The sequence below is a fragment of the uncultured Alteromonas sp. genome (genome assembly GCF_963976965.1).
GTDB classification, from domain to species: Bacteria; Pseudomonadota; Gammaproteobacteria; order Enterobacterales; family Alteromonadaceae; genus Alteromonas; species Alteromonas naphthalenivorans.
Map to the genome: position 1 here is coordinate 168055 of NZ_CAXBMP010000004.1, position 17676 is coordinate 185730.

Below are 17676 nucleotides of genomic sequence, written 5' to 3' on the forward strand. Positions count from 1 at the left end.
ATGATATGAAACAAGAGTTTGTGAGTGAACAATTATCGGGTGCATCAAGTTCTGTAAATGAGGCCAGTGCAGTAAAAGGCCTCAAAAATAAGTGGTTGGCTAGCTTATTCCTAGAATTCGCCATTAAAAGCAATGTGTCTCAGCTAGTTAAAACTAGCCGTCACGGACCTTTGAATGTTCAGAAGGCATTTTACCCTGAAGGTGAAGATTGTGCGCATGTTTACTTGCTTCACCCTCCCGCAGGGATTGTTTCGGGTGATGAACTCAACATTGAAATTTGTATTCAAGATTCAGCGCATGCGCTTATTACTACGCCAGGCGCCAATCGCTTTTACCGAGCAAGAACCAATTTAGCAATTGGCGACAGTAAGCAAATACAAATAAGTAACGTTAACGTGTTAGGCAAGGGTGTTTGTGAAAACTTTCCACTCGAAACTATCGTTTATGAAGGCGCAGACGCAATTAACCAATTGGACTTATCGTTAAGTTCACAAGCACATTATATTGGCTGGGATATAAGTTCCTTAGGGTTACCCGCCGCTGGTCAGCCATTTAAGAAAGGCCGGTATACTCAACTAAATCGAGTGTTTATCGACGGTAAACTTAATTTTCATGACCGAATTAATCTAAACCCAAATAACAATGTTCGTGCACACGTTGCGGGCCTCAATAACCACTCCGTTTTTGCCACTATGTTGGCCCATGCGCCGAAAGTACGTATAAATGGGAATGAGAAAAGCCAGTTGGTAGAGCGCTTAAGAGAACAAATTGCACATACAGATGGCGTAGACAAACCTAGCCAGAAAGTGAGCGTAACTTACATAAGAGACCTATTAGTAGTGCGATACCTAGGCGACCATACCGAAGAGTGCAAAGCCATATTTACCAGTATTTGGAAAACAATCAGGCCAATTTACATCCAAAAAGAAGCTAATGTTCCTCGTATTTGGCTTACTTAAAAATAGAATGAAAAGGTAGCTTAGAATGGATTTATTACCCAGAGAGCGAGATAAGTTATTAATCTTTACTGCGGCTTTGTTAGCTGAAAGGCGACTAAAGCGGGGCGTTAAACTTAATTACCCTGAAGCAATGGCCTACATATCGATGGAAATAATCGAGGGCGCGCGAGACGGTAAAACCGTTGCAGAAATGATGGATTATGGCCGCACTCTACTCACCAAAGAGCAGGTGATGGAAGGAGTAAGTGAGCTTATTCCAGAAGTTCAGGTAGAGGCTACATTCCCAGATGGCACAAAGCTAGTCACTATTCATAACCCTATTATTTAAAAGTCTCAATTTTTAACAGGAGCATAGGCAAATGATTCCCGGAGAAATAAAAACAGACTCAGGCGACCGCGAGCTGAATGTGGGTAGACCTTGTATTAAGATTAAAGTGGCTAACGCGGGCGATCGTCCAATACAAGTAGGTTCTCATTATCATTTTTATGAAGTGAACAATGCGCTTAAGTTCGATCGGGAAGCCACCAAAGGCTACCGTTTAGACATTACCTCAAGTACTGCTATCCGATTTGAGCCGGGGCAAGAGCGCGAGGTAACTTTGATCCCTTACCAAGGCAGCCGCACGGTCATTGGATTTCAAGGTAAAGTACAAGGGGTATTGAGCTAATGGCAACTATCGATAAACATTCATACGCACATATGTTTGGTCCCACTATTGGCGATCGTGTTCGCTTAGGTGATACGGACTTATGGCTTGAAGTGGAAAAAGACTTTACCGAGTATGGTGAAGAAGTGAAATTCGGTGGCGGAAAAGTAATTCGGGACGGTATGGGGCAAAGCCAAGCAAGCTGTTTTGATACGCCAGACCTTGTAATCACGAACGTGGTTATTCTCGACCATTGGGGAATTATTAAAGCCGATATTGGTATCAAAGATGGCCGTATCGCTATTATTGGTAAAGCTGGTAACCCAGATGTTCAAGACAATATTGATATTGAAATTGGACCCGGCACAGAAATCATTGCAGGCGAAGGGCAGATAGTTACGGCCGGTGGTATAGACGCGCACATTCATTTTATATGCCCACAACAAATAGACGAAGCGCTAATGTCGGGAGTGACTACGATGATTGGTGGTGGAACAGGGCCCGCCACGGGTAGCAACGCTACCACTTGCACCCCTGGGCCTTGGAATATTCATAAAATGCTTCAAGCTACCAATGATTTTCCTATGAACTTTGGCTTCTTAGGAAAGGGGAATGCAAGTTTACCTATAGCATTAGAAGAACAAATAGAAGCAGGCGTATGTGGCTTGAAGCTGCATGAAGATTGGGGGACTACCCCCGCTTCTATCGATAATTGTTTATCAGTAGCAGAGCGATATGACGTTCAAATAGCAATTCATACCGACACACTCAATGAGTCTGGTTTTGTTGAAGATACGTTAGGTGCGTTTAAAGGGCGCACCATACATACTTATCACACGGAGGGCGCAGGTGGCGGTCATTCTCCCGATATTATCCGCGCCTGTGGTGAATCAAATGTCTTACCTTCATCCACCAATCCTACGCGACCTTACACAATTAATACCATAGATGAACACCTTGATATGTTAATGGTTTGTCATCATTTAGACCCGGCTATACCTGAAGATATCGCGTTTGCTGACTCTCGTATTCGTAAAGAAAGCATAGCAGCTGAAGATATCATGCACGACTTGGGGGCTATTAGCATGATTGCCTCAGATTCCCAAGCGATGGGTCGTGTGGGTGAAATGATTACGCGCACTTGGCAAACTGCACATAAAATGAAGCAGCAACGTGGCCCCTTAGCGCCGGATACTGAAAAAAATGATAACTTTCGATTAAAGCGGTATGTAGCGAAATATACAATTAATCCTGCAATTAGCCACGGCATTAGCCATGAAGTAGGTTCTATCGAAATAGGGAAACTCGCAGATTTAGTGCTTTGGAAGCCTGCCTTTTTCGGTATCAAGCCCGCAATGATAATTAAGTCAGGGTTTATTGCGGCAGCCCCCATGGGCGATGCGAATGCGTCAATACCCACTCCTCAACCCGTCTACTACAGACCAATGTTTGGTGCGCATGGATCGGCATCTGCTAATACTTCAATGACGTTCATGTCTCAAGCTTCTTTGGATGCTGGGGTACCAGATAAAATAGGTATGACACGTATGGTAAGTGCTTGCAAAAATACACGCAACATAGGCAAAGATGACATGATCCACAATAGTTGGCAACCTACTATTGAAGTGGATGCTCAAACCTATGAGGTGCGAGCGAACGGCGAGTTACTTACATGTGAGCCAGCAACGACACTCCCATTGGCACAGCTTTACTGTCTGTTTTAAAGGAATAAATAAATGTTACTAGCTTACACACGTCTATCGCATATTCATGAGAATATTGATGATTCTATTACCCTTGATCATGACACCCGAAAGAAAGCGCGGATTAAAAGTACCACAGACACGGGCATAGATATCGGCGTATTTTTAGAGCGAGGACATCCACTTCTTGTTGGAGAAATACTGAAAACTGAATGCGGTAAATATATTGTTGTAAAAGGAAAAGCCGAAGATGTGGCTACAGCTATTGCAGATGATTGGCTGAGCTTCTCGAAAATTTGCTATCACTTGGGCAATCGCCATACATCATTACAAATTGGTGAGCGGTGGGTACGCTTTAAGCCCGATCATGTTTTAGAAGAGCTTGTTGAAAACTACGGGTTAAGTATCAATAAAACACCTGCTGTGTTTGAGCCTGAGAGTGGAGCTTATGGAAAATCAGGCCACAATCATGGTCATAGTCACTCTCATGAGCATTAAATGAAGCCGGCTCCTCAAACTAGCCCATTACAACTTCAGCGACTATTACAGTTATGCAGCGCTAATCTACCGGTGGGCGGATTTTCATTTTCACAAGGCTTAGAGTTCGCTACTGAAAATGGTTGGCTTACCGACAGCGCGAGTACTGAAAGCTGGATAGAAGTGAATTTGGCAGAGTCTATCGCTCAGACCGACCTTCCTATAATCAATCGTTTGTATAAGGCGCTTAATGTAGGTGATACGAAGGCATTTATCTATTGGAATGAGCATATTGTAGCGTGTAGAGAGAGTCATGAGTTATTGCTATCTGATTTAGCTATGGGGAAGGCGTTAATGCGCCTAATGAATCAACTAGATGATTTTAATATCACTCCCTATTCTGGCCTTCTTGAAGGATTAGATTGTAGTTTCGTAAGCGCATATTCGCTGTGCGCTTTCACTTTCAACTTAGATCTTTTATTGGCCCAAAGTGGCTACTGTTGGACTTATATAGATAATCAAGTAGCTGCCGCGACTAAGCTAGTGCCGTTGGGGCAGACTCAAGCACAGAACCTCCTGTTTAGGTTAAGCAATAATTGCGAAGCGCTAATTGCTCGAGCAAATGATGTGAGTGACAACGATATAGGTAATAGCCTACCCCACTTAACGATGGCCAGTGCGTGGCATGAAAGTCAATACTCGCGGTTGTTCAGGTCGTAAGACCGAAACGAAATTAAATTAAAAAGATAAACCAGAAGAGATACACAAATTATGAAAAAACAAGTTTTGCGTATAGGTGTGGGAGGACCGGTTGGTTCAGGTAAAACAGCCCTTCTTCGTCAGCTTTGCCTTTCGTTACGAGACAAGTACAACATGGCGGTTGTTACGAATGACATTTACACCAGAGAAGATGCCGAATTTTTAACGAAAAATGACGCATTGGCTGCCGATCGAATAATGGGGGTTGAGACGGGTGGCTGTCCACACACGGCTATTCGCGAAGATGCCTCAATGAATCTAGCGGCTATAGACGAGTTACAGGCACGTCATAATGATCTCGATTTTGTATTGGTAGAAAGCGGTGGAGATAACCTTAGTGCTACTTTCAGCCCAGAACTTTCTGACCTAACCATTTATGTTATTGATGTTTCTGCGGGCGATAAAATTCCACGAAAAGGTGGGCCGGGTATTACAAAATCGGATTTATTAATCATCAATAAGATAGACGTAGCTGACTTAGTTGGTGCATCGCTAGAGGTAATGGATGCAGATACTAAAAAAATGCGTGGCGACAAACCGTTTATATTTAGCAACATGAAAACTCAGCAGGGCCTTGCAGACATAATTTCGTTTATCGAAAAGGAAGGCATGCTGAGCTTGTAAGACTTAACATTAATATTGAGGGATTAAATCATGAGATTACATTACATATTACTGAGCGCTTTTTTCTTTTTTACGAATACTGCGAATGCGCATACTGATACGTTTCTAGGGGAAGGCGCCCATCACAATTTTTACCACATACTATTTTGGGCAATATGTGCAGCAGTAGTGTTTACAATTTTTCGATGGGTACGAGCTAAGCGAATGAATAAATAGGTAAAGCTTATATTTTAGAGGGTTCAAAACCTACGGATATTATTGAGATAGTCGTAGGTTGCTTAAATTATCATAATGACTTACTAGTTCTTACACAAACCAGCATCTTTCATCCAGTTTGGACAGGTGTTCGCATCATCGCATCGCCATCTAACGCCACTCAAATCAAACTTATCTTTTAAAAGGTAAGGCTTAGATTCTAATCTTAGAATTTCAGTGTAGTGGTAATTTTCCCATCGAATAAAGCAGGCATGAGTGGTTGGCAACCTAGGGCGTATTCTTATTTCTATGCCATCGGGAACCACCTGTGTTATTAAGCAGCTAGTACTGCCACACTTATCCGCTTGAGCTGTAGTAGTGCTAAATAGCCAGAAAAAAACGGTTAAAAAAATGGTTATGCGCATGTGGGTATTAACGGAATGATTAAACTTAGTTTCATTATTTTACTCTTTTTGAATACTTAACTTACTTTGTTCATTTTAGTTAGTTATGCAAAGATTTCCTTTTTGATTCGTCAACGGGTTTTACTTAATAGGGTATACTTGCGTCAATTCAATCACTACAAACAGGCGGGCTAATGGCATCGGCATCTGCACTACATATTCTGGTTAAAACTGAAAAAGAAGCTTTTGCGATATTAGAGCAGCTTAAAAAAGGGAAAGATTTTAGTACCTTGGCTAAGCGCCACTCTACTTGCCCTTCCGGCAAAAAAGGCGGCGATTTAGGTGAGTTTCGTCGCGGCCAGATGGTAAAAGCGTTCGACGATGTTGTATTTAAAAAAGAAGTATTAAAGGTGCATGGCCCAGTTAAAACCCGCTTTGGCTACCATCTAATAAAAACCCTATATCGAAACTAGTGTCATCGAAACTAGTGCTATTGTAGCTACTATCAATGCAACTACTATCAATATAGCTAGGGCACCCAACGTTCGCCACAAACGCCATGCTTAGTATAAATACGGTACGGGCTGGTAGTGCTGTGAATATCTTGACGTAACGCTTTGCTATGATCTACTTCAATAAATGGGGTACTTGATGCTGTACCTTGGTTATCTAATACGTAGTAGCGTGAAGCGTACTCCGTTAATTGCATTTTATTTTCTTGAGCTACGTCGGTAAGGCGCACGCGGGTTACGGCTTTAAATCGAGTGTTGGGGTCGGTGATTGAGAGCAGCTTTTTATAAAAATAGCCTTTATCAGCTTGATGCTGAGAAAACGCATTAAGAACGTTAATTAATGCTTTTAGCCCAATGGCTTCGCGCTGCAGCATAAAATCGTGTTGGGTATAATTCGCATTTGCCGTTACCTGACCTGCGGTGTACACCTGCTCTTCTTCTAAGCTGGTTAGATAGTCTTCTCCCTCTTCATTGTAGTTGCTCAGCGCTGAAGTATTCATGTTAATCATGTAGTCACTAATACCAGCAGGTAGTACTTCAAACAACAATACGTCAGGGGTAACAGCGCCACGCTCTTCTGGGGTCTGCGGACCTTTAGGAATGCACTTGTCGGAAATGAAATAGTAGTATTGTCCGGCATCCATCGCCGTTGCCGTAGGCTGATATACGGTAAGCCCCGCCACAATAGCTAAACAAACCAAAAAACTTTTATACATAACGCAATTCCGCAACAATCAGGCATTGCATCATTGGCGCTGCAATACCGAAAACTAATGCCGCTATTGTAACTGGTATGAAAGTGCGCGCTATACTTTACTCATTTTTATTGTGGCTGCTTCTCTAAGGCTTCAATTTCACCCCACAAGGTTTCCGATTCTTCGGTTAATTTTGCGTAGGTTTTCATGTCACCGTTGCGTTGAGCCTGCATGGCTTTCTCCAACAAAATATTGTATTGCTTACGCATTTTTTTAGATGGGTTAGAATTAAAAATACCGAACATAGCCATACTCTCGTTAATTTTCATCTTTATACATCAGTGAAGTGTACTCTGATCATGCTGCATGCCTTAATTATTTGTAACTAAATCCAGCCAACTTCCTCGTAAATACTGACTCATTCATGAAATTAATGGCCGAGTTGTGATTTATTGTTTTTTCCTATGCCAACTCTATATGAATTCTAGTTATGAGTCGTAGCTAAATAATACTAGTTGAGTATAAGTATATATCGTAAGTTCTCTTGCTGAGTAATAACAATAGTCAACTTTAGACGCAATTTTTAGTACTCAGGACAAAGGTGTTTTAGCGCAACTTCGGAATGAAAATAGATTTGATTTCCAAAAGGCATGTTAAGCATAAGTGAATAAAATGGCTTGTTCATCTATAAAGGATGTCATTCTCGTGGAGCCTGGACGTGAGGAGAAGCGTGTGAAAATCATAGTATTAAACGAATCGAAAATACCGATGCCACTATCCAATGTGGAGAAGCGCTGTGCAGTAACCCCATCAAGTGTGCAACGTTTGGTGAAAAAAGGGGCACAGCTTCATATAGAAAGTGGGGCAGGTTTGTTATCGGGATATGCCGATAAAGAATATGTAGATGTAGGTGGAATTGTTATTGATGATGTGAATAGTGCATTATCAACAGCCGATATGCTTGTAAGCGTAAATAAACCGGCTGAATCCCAACTGTCGGTGATGAAAAAAGGGGCCATTGTGGTTGGCCATCTTGACCCTTTCTTTGAGCAACCGCTGGTTGAGTCAATAGCAAACAAAGGCTTAACGGCTATTTCAGTTGAAATGATCCCTCGCTCATCTCGAGCCCAAAAAATGGATGCGCTAAGTTCACAAGCGAGCCTTGCCGGTTATGTAATGGTAATGCAAGCCGCGAACTACTTACCTTCTATATTACCTATGATGATGACACCGTCGGGAACAATAAAGCCCGCCAAAGTGTTCATTATTGGTGCTGGCGTGGCTGGCTTGCAAGCTATTGCAACGGCGAAACGATTAGGGGCGAACGTACTTGCCTACGACACTCGCCCCGTTGTTGCTGAGCAAGTGGAATCTCTAGGCGGTAAGTTTCTTAAAATCGATATTGGCGAAACGGGTCAAACTAAAGATGGCTACGCCAAAGAGCTTACCGATGAACAAAAAGCGAAGCAGCAAGACGCACAGCGTGATGCTATTGCTGATTCAGACATTGTTATTACCACGGCACAGCTGTTTGGTCGCAAACCGCCAGTGCTAATTAGCAAAGAGACTTTGGCACTAATGAAGCCTGGTAGCGTGGTGGTCGATATGGCAGCCCAATCTGGCGGTAACGTTGAAGGTTCTGTGGCCGGTGAAGTTGCGCAGGTTCATGGTGTAACAGTGATAGGCACAGGTAACTGGAGCCAAGCGGTTGCCCGCGCAGCCACTGATATGTACGCGAATAATATTTATAACTTGGTCGATGAATTCTACGACACCGAAACCAACGCGTTTGGTTTAAATCTAGAAGACGATATTTTAAGTGGCTGTGTTATTGCTCATAACGGCGCAATTACCAACGACATGTTAACCAACGCCTACAAAGGAGCGTAATCATGGAGATTATCTATTTACTGTTTATTGTGCTGCTTGCTGGTTTTCTTGGGTTTGAGTTAATTCGCAAAGTACCTGCAACTTTACACACGCCATTAATGTCAGGCTCTAATGCTATTTCAGGTATTACGTTAGTGGGCGCATTGGCAGCGTCTGGTGGCGACAACAATGTGTTGACCACGGTATTAGGAACGGCGGCGGTAGCGCTTGCCAGCATTAACGTTGTGGGTGGTTACCTAGTAACCGATCGCATGCTAAGTATGTTCAAAAAGAAAGATAAAAAATAAGGAGTATGCAAGTGAATGATATCGAAACCATAATCAATCTTGCGTACGTTGTAGCCGCAGCGTTATTTATTTTAGGGCTAAAATTGCTTAGCCATCCAGATACAGCAAAGCGAGGTAACTTTGTCTCTGCTGTAGGTATGTTGATTGCCGTTGTAGTGACTTTGCTCGACCAACAAATAATCACGTACCAATGGATTATTTTAGGTGTTGTTATTGGTGGTGCCTTTGGGGCGTGGAAAGCCAAATCGGTGGAAATGACAGCCATGCCAGAAATGGTCTCGTTGTTTAACGGATTTGGTGGAGCAGCCTCATTATTGCTGGGTTGGGCTACATTGTCTGGCATGAGCATGGTGGCACTTCAAACTGCTACTGCATTTACGTACATTACCTTGTTCTTCACGATTTTAGTGGGGGGCGTAACTTTCTCTGGCTCCGTGGTAGCTTGGGGTAAGTTGTCAGGCAAAATGTCATCTAAAGCCGTGATTTTTACTGGTCTTCGCGAGCTTAGCGTACTGCATCTAATTGCGATGCTGGTGGTAGGGTACTTATTTACCACTGAACCTCAAAATACTCTATGGCTGTACTGCGCGATTGCACTGGCGCTAAGCTTCGGCCTGTGGGCAACCATCTCAATTGGTGGCGCCGATATGCCAGTGGTTATTGCCTTGTTGAATAGTTATTCAGGGGTAGCGGCTACGGCGGCAGGTTTAGCAACCGGCAACACTATTTTGATTGTTACTGGCCTACTGGTAGGTGCTTCAGGTCTTATTCTCACTAACATTATGTGTAAGGCGATGAACCGTTCACTAATGAATGTGTTGTTGTCTGGGTTTTCGAAGCCGGTGGAAGCGGGTGAAAAAATTGAGGGCGAAATTAAGATTTTGTCTGCCCAAGATGCATTTTATGTATTAGAAGCGGCGCAGTCGGTATTGGTAGTACCTGGTTATGGTATGGCAGTAGCACAAGCGCAGCACGCAGTACGCGAAATGCAGTCACTATTGGAAGAGAACGGATGCACGGTAGACTATGCCATTCACGCGGTAGCGGGGCGTATGCCGGGCCATATGAATGTACTGCTAGCAGAAGCCGATGTTCCATACGACCAACTGTATGAAATGGATGATGTTAACCCGCGTATGGAAAACTACGACGTGGTGATTGTTATTGGGGCTAACGATGTGGTGAACCCTGCCGCAAAAGAAATGAAAGGTAGCCCAATTTACGGTATGCCGGTTATTGAAGCGTATCGCGCTAAAACCGTATTTGTGCTTAAGCGCTCTGCTAATGCTGGTTTTGCAGGGGTAGATAACCCGCTCTTCTTTAAAGACAATACCCGTATGGTATTGGGCGATGCAAAAGAAACCATTAACAGCATCGTGAGAGAGTTTGGTGACGATTAAGGTATAAAATATCAGTGGCAGGTATAAAACTGCCTGCTACTGTTTCTATCCCAGTGATAGTTCTTATACCTAAGTTTTTGTTTCTTTGTGTTTTTATTATTTCCTATTAAATTCATCTATCAGCCTGCACCATTTTTTTCTGCTAAAAAGATGAGACATTTCTTGTACAACGACAATAATCACCTTTACCATTGCACATGCTACTTTTGTCGAGTTTTTTAAAGGGATTGCAGTTAGTCAGATGTCAAAACAGCATTATCACATTGAAGTGTTTCAAGATCTTATTTTGGTAACACTGCGCGGGCGCTGGAATATGAGCACTAATATTCAGTATCTAGCAGCACTAGGCGATACGCTCAACGCTAGAAGAGGTCGAGCCTTTGATATCATAGTAGATATGCGTACATGGGAAGTGCCAGACTCTGTGGCTTTTGCTCGAATGAAAGCCCCTATTCAACTCGATAGGCGCAATCAAAGAAGCGAAGTATGGTTTGAGGACGAGACAACAAATGCCGAACATATCGCCGCTAAGTTCTTTAGTGAGCAAAATTTCAAATTAATGCGTACCAAGAACACGGGCGCGTTCCTTAAAACTATAGACCCTATATTTGATGATGAAGCAAAAGCGCACATCATTGAGTGGGCTACACGCCATGATCTTGATGAGCAAGTCTGTCGATAAACAAAATTAGTCGAGACAATCGATATTTTACGTAGCGCCACACTATACGTTGTCTATAATACCGCCCTATTTCGCATTAATTTCTGAACAGCAGCGTTCAGCATAGTTTTTAAAAGGTGACTACATTGTCAGATTGGAGCATTGAAGAAGCAGAGCGCGTCTATGGCGTGTCTCAATGGGGTGGCGGCTATTTTCAAGTTGGTGAAAATGGTAACGTGCATGTGACTCCAGTTCCTGATGATCCCAGTATTCGCATCGATTTTAAATCGGTTGTTGAAGAGATTCGAAAAGAAGGGGTTCAATTCCCTGTAGTGGTTCGTTTTCACGACATCTTACGTTCTCAGGTCGCTAGTCTGAACAAAGCCTTTCGCAGCTCTATTGAAGAAGCTGAGTATAAAGGACTTTACCAAGGCGTGTATCCGGTAAAAGTAAACCAGATGCGTGAAGTGGTAGAAGAAATTGTAGAGGCGGGCGCACCTTTTAACTATGGTTTAGAGGCTGGCTCCAAAGCCGAGCTGCTTACCGTACTTGCCATGAACACCAACGAAGATTCTTTGACCATCCTAAACGGTTATAAAGACGACGAGTTTATGCGCCTAGCATTATTAGGTAGAAAGCTTGGTCGCAAAATAGTCGTTGTGGTTGAAAAGTACAGTGAACTACTGCTGTTAGTAAAAGTGTCTAAAGAACTGAACATAGACCCTATTATCGGCGTACGCGCTAAAATGACGGTGAAAGGCCGTGGTAAATGGGAAAGCTCTGGTGGCGAACGCGCTAAGTTTGGCCTTACCATTACCGAAATTATTAAAACTGCCCGTTATCTTGAAGAACAAGGTATGTCGCATTGCCTTAAATTATTGCATTTCCACATTGGTAGTCAGCTTACCGATATTCGTGCAGTAAAAGAGGCTATGACCGAAGGCGCGCGTATTTATGCCGATTTGCACAAGATGGGCTTCCCACTAGATTATGTTGATGTAGGTGGCGGATTAGGTATTGATTACGATGGTAGTAACTCTACTAACGAGTCTTCTCGTAACTACAGCATGCAAGAATACGTTGCCGATGTGGTTTACGGCATGAAAGAGATGTGCGACCTAGAAGGCGTACCGCATCCAAATTTAGTGAGTGAAAGTGGCCGAGCTATCACTGCACACCACAGTTGTGTAGTAACAGAGATAGTAGGCGAAATTAAGTCGAATGCGGCACAAATCGACACGTCTGAAAATGAGAACGAACACGTATTTTTGAAAAATATGCGTGAGTTGTCAGACGATTTCGAGAATCAAACCAATATGCACGAAGTGTATAACGATGCGTCGCAATATAAAGAACAAGCACTCGGTGCCTTTAAATTACGCGTATTGTCGTTGGAAGAATTGGCGAAAATTGAAACCCTTTACTGGGATATCATGGCGCGTTTGCAAGTATGGTATCGCAAAGAAGAATACGTACCTGAAGAACTGCAAGAGTTAGATTACAGCTTGTCTTCGCAATACTTGTGTAACTTCTCGGTATTTCAGTCGGCTGCGGATACATGGGCCATCGACCAACTGCTTCCCGTAGTGCCGCTTACGCGCATGAACGAAAAGCCTACGGTGAACTGCTCATTGGTTGATATTACCTGTGACAGTGACGGCAAAATTGATCAGTTTTCGATAGGCCGTGAAATTACTGATGTATTGCCGATGCACCCGCTTAAGAAAGATGAGCCTTATTATATTGGCTTGTTCTTAACTGGCGCATATCAAGATGTAATGGGTGACATGCACAACTTGTTTGGTCGCTTGAACGAAGTTCACATCTTTAGCTACGATGACGATCCAGAAGATTTTTACATTGAAGAAGTGGTGAAAGGCTCTTCAGTTGAAGATGTTCTCAACATTATGCAATACAACCCGCGGGCTATGGCATCTGATGTGAAACGTCTTATCGACAGACAAGTGTCAGGTGGGAAAATTAACCCGAAAGAAGGTGTTCGCTGGACCGATTTTTACGAAAATTGCTTAAGCGGTTATACCTACTTAAAGCCGTAATTTTGGCGGGTTAACGTAAGAACAAACACACGGTGGCGCTTAAAATTCGTATTCGTAATAGAAAACGGGTTTTAAGTGCCAGCCTATTCCTTAGCCTCAGCGTGTTTAAAATAACGCTTCCAAAACTCAGCCGTTGTGGAATTGATCATATTCGATTCGGCATTCATCAGCATCACATATCCGGTTTTATAATCGGGCGCAAACGCCACATCAGCACGATACCCTTTTACCCAGCCTCCATGGTAGTTAATGCGCTTGCCGTCAAAATCATAAACTCGCCAGCCTAGTCCGTAATGGGCGTCTTTTAGCATTTTTCGCCAACCTCTGCGCCTAGTTTCGCGCTGGGTTTTAACCCGTGGTGTGGTAACTTCCTCAATCATGTCAGGTGAGATCACTGTAGGGAATTCGCCCAGCAACGCTTGCAAGTAAATGGTCATATCAGTAATGCTTGCGTTTACACCTGCAGCGGGTGAAAAACGGTAGTAGTTACTTTCAACTGCACCTTCACGCCATCGGTCTCTGGCAATAGCAATATGTGGGCGAGCCCAAGACGCAGAAGCAAGCAATCCGCCTTTTCCTACGCTAGCGGTATCCATGCCCAGTGGCGTAAACAACTGAGTTTGAATTTCCCGAGAATAAGACGAATAGTTGTTGGTAAGGTAATATTCAAGCGCACCAAAAAGTGCATTTTGATAGGTGTAGCATTCGCCGGGCACGCACAAGGGCTCGAGTTTACTCAATGAGGTTAACACCCGCTGCAGAGAATAATCAGCTTCAATTAAGTTGTCGTAGGCATTGGGCATAAAGCCACTCGATTGCCCCACAATATGCTGAAGCTGCAATGTTTCCATACCGTCCACATTGAAAGGAATATCAGGCAATAGGGTGGAAATGGGGGTATCCCAACGTAAGCGTTGTTGCTCAACAAGTTTGGCAGAGAGTAGTGCAGTGAAAGTTTTTGATACCGAAGCTAGGCGAAAGACCGTGTCTTCAGTAATGCGCTTTCCACCTTTATGCGTTCTGCCATAAACATACACTTGTGGCGCCTTGCCTTGCTCGTAATAAACAAAGGTATAGCCGGGCACATTATATTTTGCGGCCTCGCGCTGCACATAGTTGGCATAATCAGAAAGCCAATCGGCGCTTAAAGCGGGAAGTGTCACGAGAAGCGTGAAAAAGAATAGGCTAATTCTAATCAGGCGCGTTACTAAATTGCGCGTGGTTTGCAACATGAATTGGGCTCAGTAAGGGCGCACCCCAAAGGTGGCGGGCACTATTATTCTTACGCCATTATGCGGTTGCTAGTGGCGATTATCAACTCTACTGAAATTTTACTGTCAGTTCCGATTTTGTCGCACCCTTGTAAGGGGAACAGGATACAATTCAATCTTAATAGCGCAGTAACTGTTTAAACCCGCACATTAACCCGAGCCATAGTATGAACACTGACATAAAAGATTCAGCGCATGTAGACAATGAGCATCACGATACTTACGCTAAAGCTAGGGTAAGTAGAGATGCCCGCTTTGATGGCCGTTTCTTTGTGGCGGTGAAAACCACGGGCATTTTCTGTCGGCCAATTTGCCCTGCGAAATTGCCAGATGAAAAGAACGTGGCTTACTATAACCACGCTGCTAAAGCCATGAGCGATGGCTTTCGTCCCTGTTTACGATGCAGGCCCGACAGCGCACCGTCTTCTTTTGCGTGGTTAGGGGTAGGCACAACGGTAACAAGAGCGCTAACGCTATTAAGTGATATACCCGTGCAGTCTATCTCCACCATTTCAAGCCGGTTGGGTATTAGTGAGCGTTACTTAAATAAACTCATGGTGTCGCATACGGGGTTGTCGCCCAAACAATATCAAGATTTACAAAGGGTGCTGTTTGCTAAGCAGCTACTACAGCAATCCACCATGAAGCTTACTGACATCGCGTTTAGCGCCGGATATGCTTCTACAAGGCAGCTTCAGCGAGCAGTGCAAACCTATTGCAAAAAAACGCCTACCGAATTACGAAGCAAACGCCATACTGCTTTGCCTGAAATATCTCTTAGGTTGCACTTCAGGCCACCTTATCACTGGCAGCAAGTACGTGAATTTCTCGCTTTGCGCGCTATTCGTGGCGTAGAAAAGGTGTCTGAAGATACTTACTGCCGTTATATCAGCGTAAAGGGTGAATTGGGGTTTATTAGCGCAACTTTTAACGAGAGCGCAAATGGCTTCGATGTAAAAATGCGTCTGCCAAATTTGGCTTACGTGTATAAAACGGTTGAACAAATCAAGCAGCTGCTCGATTTACATGCAGCCCCAGAGTTAATAGAAAAATCGCTATTAGCAGCGGGCTTGCCTGATAACCTTCTTACTAAAGGGTTGCGGCTTCCTGGTACATGGACTGTATTTGAAAGTGGGTGCAGAGCGATTGTTGGGCAGCAAGTCAGTGTGAAAGCCGCGATTAATCAGGCTGGGCTGCTTGCACAGCATTTAGGGTCGGTAGTCACCGGTGAACCCGTCGAGCAAAACCAACATTATTGTTTTCCTGAACCCGAAGCGGTTGCCAATAGTGAGTTAACTTTTTTGCGCATGCCTAATGCCCGTAAGCTTGCGCTTCGTGATTTTGCGGCGTTGTGTTGTAACGGTAACCAGCCTACTCATGATGAAATATTGTCAATCAAAGGGGTTGGTCAATGGACCTTAGATTACCTTAAGATGCGAGGTGAACGTAACCCTGATGTGTACTTGGCTGGCGACCTTATTGTAAGAAAAATGGCCGAGAAATATCCGGTGTTGCCGCAAAAGGCGGCGCCATGGCAAAGTTACTTAACACTACAGTTGTGGCAGTTAAGTAATAGTTAACGCGTTGTTGGGTATAAATCTATCAGTAGGAAAAAGTCATGACAGTATGCAAAAGCTATCTTGATTCACCACAAGGGCTTATTGAAATAGCGGCGACTAGCAAAGGAATTAGTGCGATTGCCTTTGTAGATAGCGTTAATGGTAACGTTGACGGTGGCACTACCAGTAATGATTTCACTGAAGCGGCCAAAGTGCAGCTAGCAGATTATTTTAATGGAAGCCTCACCCAATTCGACTTACCCTTTGATGCTAAAGGCACTGCGTTTCAGCAAGGGGTATGGAAGGCGCTATGTGATATACCCTATGGTGAAACCGCCAGTTATGCAGATATTGCCAATAAGCTAAATAATCCTAAAGCAGTTCGTGCCGTGGGCATGGCCAACGGGCGCAACCCTATAGCGATAGTGGTACCCTGTCACCGGGTTATTGGAAGCAATAAAACCCTAACGGGGTACGCAGGTGGGCTTGAACGCAAGCAATACTTATTAAAATTAGAAGGAGCGCAAGGCGTATTATGGGCTTAAGAGATATTGCTGCACTGTTATTGTTAGCGTCTATTTGGGGCGGTTCATTTATCTTTATGCGTGTGGCGGCGCCTGAGTTTGGTATTTATGTATTGGTTGCCATTCGTACCGTACTGGCTACCAGTGTGTTACTGCCTATTTTGATGATGACCGGTGGCGTGAGCCAAATTTTCAAGCATTGGTTTCCCATTGCTCTGGTAGGGCTAGCGAATACGGCCGTGCCCTTCGTGTTGTTCAACTACAGTAGTTTGCATTTAGAAGCTGGGGTTAATGCCATTTTAAACGCTACTGCGCCAATGTTTGGCGCGCTGGTAGCGTGGTTATGGCTGGGCGATAAACTTACTCCTACTGCAATAGCAGGCTTAGCGCTCGGGTTTTTAGGGGTAACGGTCATTAGCCAGCAAAAGCTAGGGGAAGGTGATATTAGCTTTGTGCCTATTCTAACCGCTTTACTTGCTACTACCTGCTACGGCATTGCGGCCAGCATGATGAAACGATGGTTGCAAGGCGTGCGGCCTTTAGTGGTGGCGACAGGAAGCCAAGCGATGGCATCTATTATGTTAGCGCCGTTCGCGTTAAGTACATTACCAGCTACGATGCCAAGTGCTAATGCATGGCTAAATGCTGTAGCGCTGGCCATTCTAGGTACCGCTATTGCTTACATTCTGTATTTCAAATTGATTGCCAATGTGGGCCCAGCAAAAGCGATTTCTGTGGCTTACATGGTGCCGCTATTTGGCATTATTTGGGGGGTATTATTTTTGCAAGAACACTTGTCGTTACAAACCATTATTGGTGGGGTAATGATATTAACGGGTGTGGCACTCACCACTGGTGTGATAGGCATAATAAAACGTAGCAGGGCAGCCAAAACGGCATAGGCAATTTGTTTGCCCAGTTAAGAAGAGCGTTAGCATCACCTCAGTATACCAAATACAGCTTAATACAATTAAGTGCAGCTATTACATGTGGTGATGCTAAGCGTTATATATTGAAACTTGTACGTTAAATTTCAAACCAAAATTTAGCAG

19 protein-coding genes are annotated in these 17676 nt (G+C 43.8%); 16 read left to right on the forward strand and 3 right to left on the reverse strand.

The features are described from left to right. The first annotated feature begins 5 nt into the window (after positions 1-5). The 8 genes from AAC006_RS05080 (at position 6) to ppiC (ending at position 6241) form a co-directional block, all read left to right on the forward strand. Positions 6-959 (forward strand): urease accessory protein UreD, encoded by a 954-nt coding sequence (locus tag AAC006_RS05080; protein ID WP_126873993.1) that lies wholly within the window; start codon positions 6-8, stop codon positions 957-959. A 25-nt stretch (positions 960-984) separates the two neighbouring features. Beyond that, positions 985-1287, forward strand: coding sequence for an urease subunit gamma (locus tag AAC006_RS05085; protein ID WP_012519284.1), 303 nt, complete (start codon positions 985-987; stop codon positions 1285-1287). A 31-nt stretch (positions 1288-1318) separates the two neighbouring features. Beyond that, positions 1319-1627 (forward strand): urease subunit beta, encoded by a 309-nt coding sequence (locus AAC006_RS05090; protein ID WP_013786528.1) that lies wholly within the window; start codon positions 1319-1321, stop codon positions 1625-1627. Continuing rightward, positions 1627-3330: an urease subunit alpha gene (gene ureC / locus AAC006_RS05095; RefSeq protein WP_013786527.1), complete on the forward strand. Its 1704-nt coding sequence runs from the start codon at positions 1627-1629 to the stop codon at positions 3328-3330. The genes AAC006_RS05090 and ureC overlap by 1 nt, the downstream gene beginning before the upstream one ends. Before the next feature lie 12 nt (positions 3331-3342). After that, the gene (ureE, locus tag AAC006_RS05100) at positions 3343-3807 is read left to right on the forward strand and encodes an urease accessory protein UreE (protein ID WP_013786526.1); all 465 of its coding nucleotides are present in this window, start codon (positions 3343-3345) and stop codon (positions 3805-3807) included. Next, the gene (locus AAC006_RS05105) at positions 3808-4506 is read left to right on the forward strand and encodes an urease accessory UreF family protein (RefSeq protein WP_013786525.1); all 699 of its coding nucleotides are present in this window, start codon (positions 3808-3810) and stop codon (positions 4504-4506) included. A 51-nt stretch (positions 4507-4557) separates the two neighbouring features. Next, on the forward strand, positions 4558-5169 hold the full coding sequence (ureG, locus tag AAC006_RS05110) for an urease accessory protein UreG (protein WP_013786524.1): 612 nt from the start codon (positions 4558-4560) through the stop codon (positions 5167-5169). Between the two features lie 793 nt (positions 5170-5962). Next, the gene (gene ppiC / locus AAC006_RS05115; protein WP_013786522.1) at positions 5963-6241 is read left to right on the forward strand and encodes a peptidylprolyl isomerase PpiC; all 279 of its coding nucleotides are present in this window, start codon (positions 5963-5965) and stop codon (positions 6239-6241) included. Positions 6242-6297: 56 nt separating this feature from the next. Here the strand turns inward: ppiC and AAC006_RS05120 are convergent, their stop codons facing one another. Then, positions 6298-6996 carry a hypothetical protein gene (locus AAC006_RS05120; protein ID WP_013786521.1) on the reverse strand — a complete coding sequence of 233 codons (699 nt, stop codon included), beginning with the start codon at positions 6994-6996 and terminating at the stop codon, positions 6298-6300. Between the two features lie 107 nt (positions 6997-7103). Further along, positions 7104-7304, reverse strand: coding sequence for a DUF6435 family protein (locus AAC006_RS05125; protein WP_013786520.1), 201 nt, complete (start codon positions 7302-7304; stop codon positions 7104-7106). 403 nt (positions 7305-7707) lie between these two features. Between AAC006_RS05125 and AAC006_RS05130 the strand changes: the two genes are divergently transcribed. The 5 genes from AAC006_RS05130 to speA all read left to right on the forward strand — a co-directional run bounded on the left by AAC006_RS05130 (position 7708) and on the right by speA (position 13270). Further along, positions 7708-8865, forward strand: coding sequence for an NAD(P) transhydrogenase subunit alpha (locus AAC006_RS05130; protein ID WP_013786519.1), 1158 nt, complete (start codon positions 7708-7710; stop codon positions 8863-8865). Positions 8866-8867: 2 nt separating this feature from the next. Further along, a complete protein-coding gene (locus AAC006_RS05135) occupies positions 8868-9152 on the forward strand; it encodes an NAD(P) transhydrogenase subunit alpha (protein WP_013786518.1) in 285 nt (94 codons plus the stop codon). Between the two features lie 11 nt (positions 9153-9163). After that, complete coding sequence (locus AAC006_RS05140; protein WP_013786517.1) at positions 9164-10552, forward strand: NAD(P)(+) transhydrogenase (Re/Si-specific) subunit beta; 1389 nt, start codon at positions 9164-9166, stop codon at positions 10550-10552. Positions 10553-10793: 241 nt separating this feature from the next. Then, entirely contained in the window at positions 10794-11234 is a 441-nt protein-coding gene (locus tag AAC006_RS05145; protein ID WP_126873994.1) for an arginine decarboxylase, read from the forward strand. Positions 11235-11359: 125 nt separating this feature from the next. Next, complete coding sequence (gene speA / locus AAC006_RS05150) at positions 11360-13270, forward strand: biosynthetic arginine decarboxylase (protein ID WP_013786515.1); 1911 nt, start codon at positions 11360-11362, stop codon at positions 13268-13270. A gap of 83 nt (positions 13271-13353) precedes the next feature. Here the strand turns inward: speA and AAC006_RS05155 are convergent, their stop codons facing one another. Then, on the reverse strand, positions 13354-14502 hold the full coding sequence (locus AAC006_RS05155) for a serine hydrolase domain-containing protein (RefSeq protein ID WP_126873995.1): 1149 nt from the start codon (positions 14500-14502) through the stop codon (positions 13354-13356). A 206-nt stretch (positions 14503-14708) separates the two neighbouring features. Between AAC006_RS05155 and AAC006_RS05160 the strand changes: the two genes are divergently transcribed. From AAC006_RS05160 to AAC006_RS05170, 3 genes are read left to right on the forward strand one after another with little or no spacing between them, the layout of a single operon-like run. Continuing rightward, entirely contained in the window at positions 14709-16121 is a 1413-nt protein-coding gene (locus tag AAC006_RS05160) for an Ada metal-binding domain-containing protein (RefSeq protein WP_126873996.1), read from the forward strand. 38 nt (positions 16122-16159) lie between these two features. Next, positions 16160-16645, forward strand: coding sequence for a methylated-DNA--[protein]-cysteine S-methyltransferase (locus tag AAC006_RS05165; protein ID WP_126873997.1), 486 nt, complete (start codon positions 16160-16162; stop codon positions 16643-16645). Beyond that, a complete protein-coding gene (locus tag AAC006_RS05170; RefSeq protein ID WP_013786511.1) occupies positions 16636-17526 on the forward strand; it encodes a DMT family transporter in 891 nt (296 codons plus the stop codon). Before AAC006_RS05165 ends, AAC006_RS05170 begins: the two co-directional genes overlap by 10 nt. Positions 17527-17676: the final 150 nt, after the last annotated feature.

Coding starts and splice junctions, on each gene's coding strand:
- AAC006_RS05080 (WP_126873993.1), top strand. CDS start 6: ATGAAACAAGAGTTTGTGAGTGAACAATTATCGGGTGCATCAAGTTCT.
- AAC006_RS05085 (WP_012519284.1), top strand. CDS start 985: ATGGATTTATTACCCAGAGAGCGAGATAAGTTATTAATCTTTACTGCG.
- AAC006_RS05090 (WP_013786528.1), top strand. CDS start 1,319: ATGATTCCCGGAGAAATAAAAACAGACTCAGGCGACCGCGAGCTGAAT.
- ureC (WP_013786527.1), top strand. CDS start 1,627: ATGGCAACTATCGATAAACATTCATACGCACATATGTTTGGTCCCACT.
- ureE (WP_013786526.1), top strand. CDS start 3,343: ATGTTACTAGCTTACACACGTCTATCGCATATTCATGAGAATATTGAT.
- AAC006_RS05105 (WP_013786525.1), top strand. CDS start 3,808: ATGAAGCCGGCTCCTCAAACTAGCCCATTACAACTTCAGCGACTATTA.
- ureG (WP_013786524.1), top strand. CDS start 4,558: ATGAAAAAACAAGTTTTGCGTATAGGTGTGGGAGGACCGGTTGGTTCA.
- ppiC (WP_013786522.1), top strand. CDS start 5,963: ATGGCATCGGCATCTGCACTACATATTCTGGTTAAAACTGAAAAAGAA.
- AAC006_RS05120 (WP_013786521.1), bottom strand. CDS start 6,996: ATGTATAAAAGTTTTTTGGTTTGTTTAGCTATTGTGGCGGGGCTTACC.
- AAC006_RS05125 (WP_013786520.1), bottom strand. CDS start 7,304: ATGAAAATTAACGAGAGTATGGCTATGTTCGGTATTTTTAATTCTAAC.
- AAC006_RS05135 (WP_013786518.1), top strand. CDS start 8,868: ATGGAGATTATCTATTTACTGTTTATTGTGCTGCTTGCTGGTTTTCTT.
- AAC006_RS05145 (WP_126873994.1), top strand. CDS start 10,794: ATGTCAAAACAGCATTATCACATTGAAGTGTTTCAAGATCTTATTTTG.
- AAC006_RS05155 (WP_126873995.1), bottom strand. CDS start 14,502: ATGTTGCAAACCACGCGCAATTTAGTAACGCGCCTGATTAGAATTAGC.
- AAC006_RS05160 (WP_126873996.1), top strand. CDS start 14,709: ATGAACACTGACATAAAAGATTCAGCGCATGTAGACAATGAGCATCAC.
- AAC006_RS05165 (WP_126873997.1), top strand. CDS start 16,160: ATGACAGTATGCAAAAGCTATCTTGATTCACCACAAGGGCTTATTGAA.
- AAC006_RS05170 (WP_013786511.1), top strand. CDS start 16,636: ATGGGCTTAAGAGATATTGCTGCACTGTTATTGTTAGCGTCTATTTGG.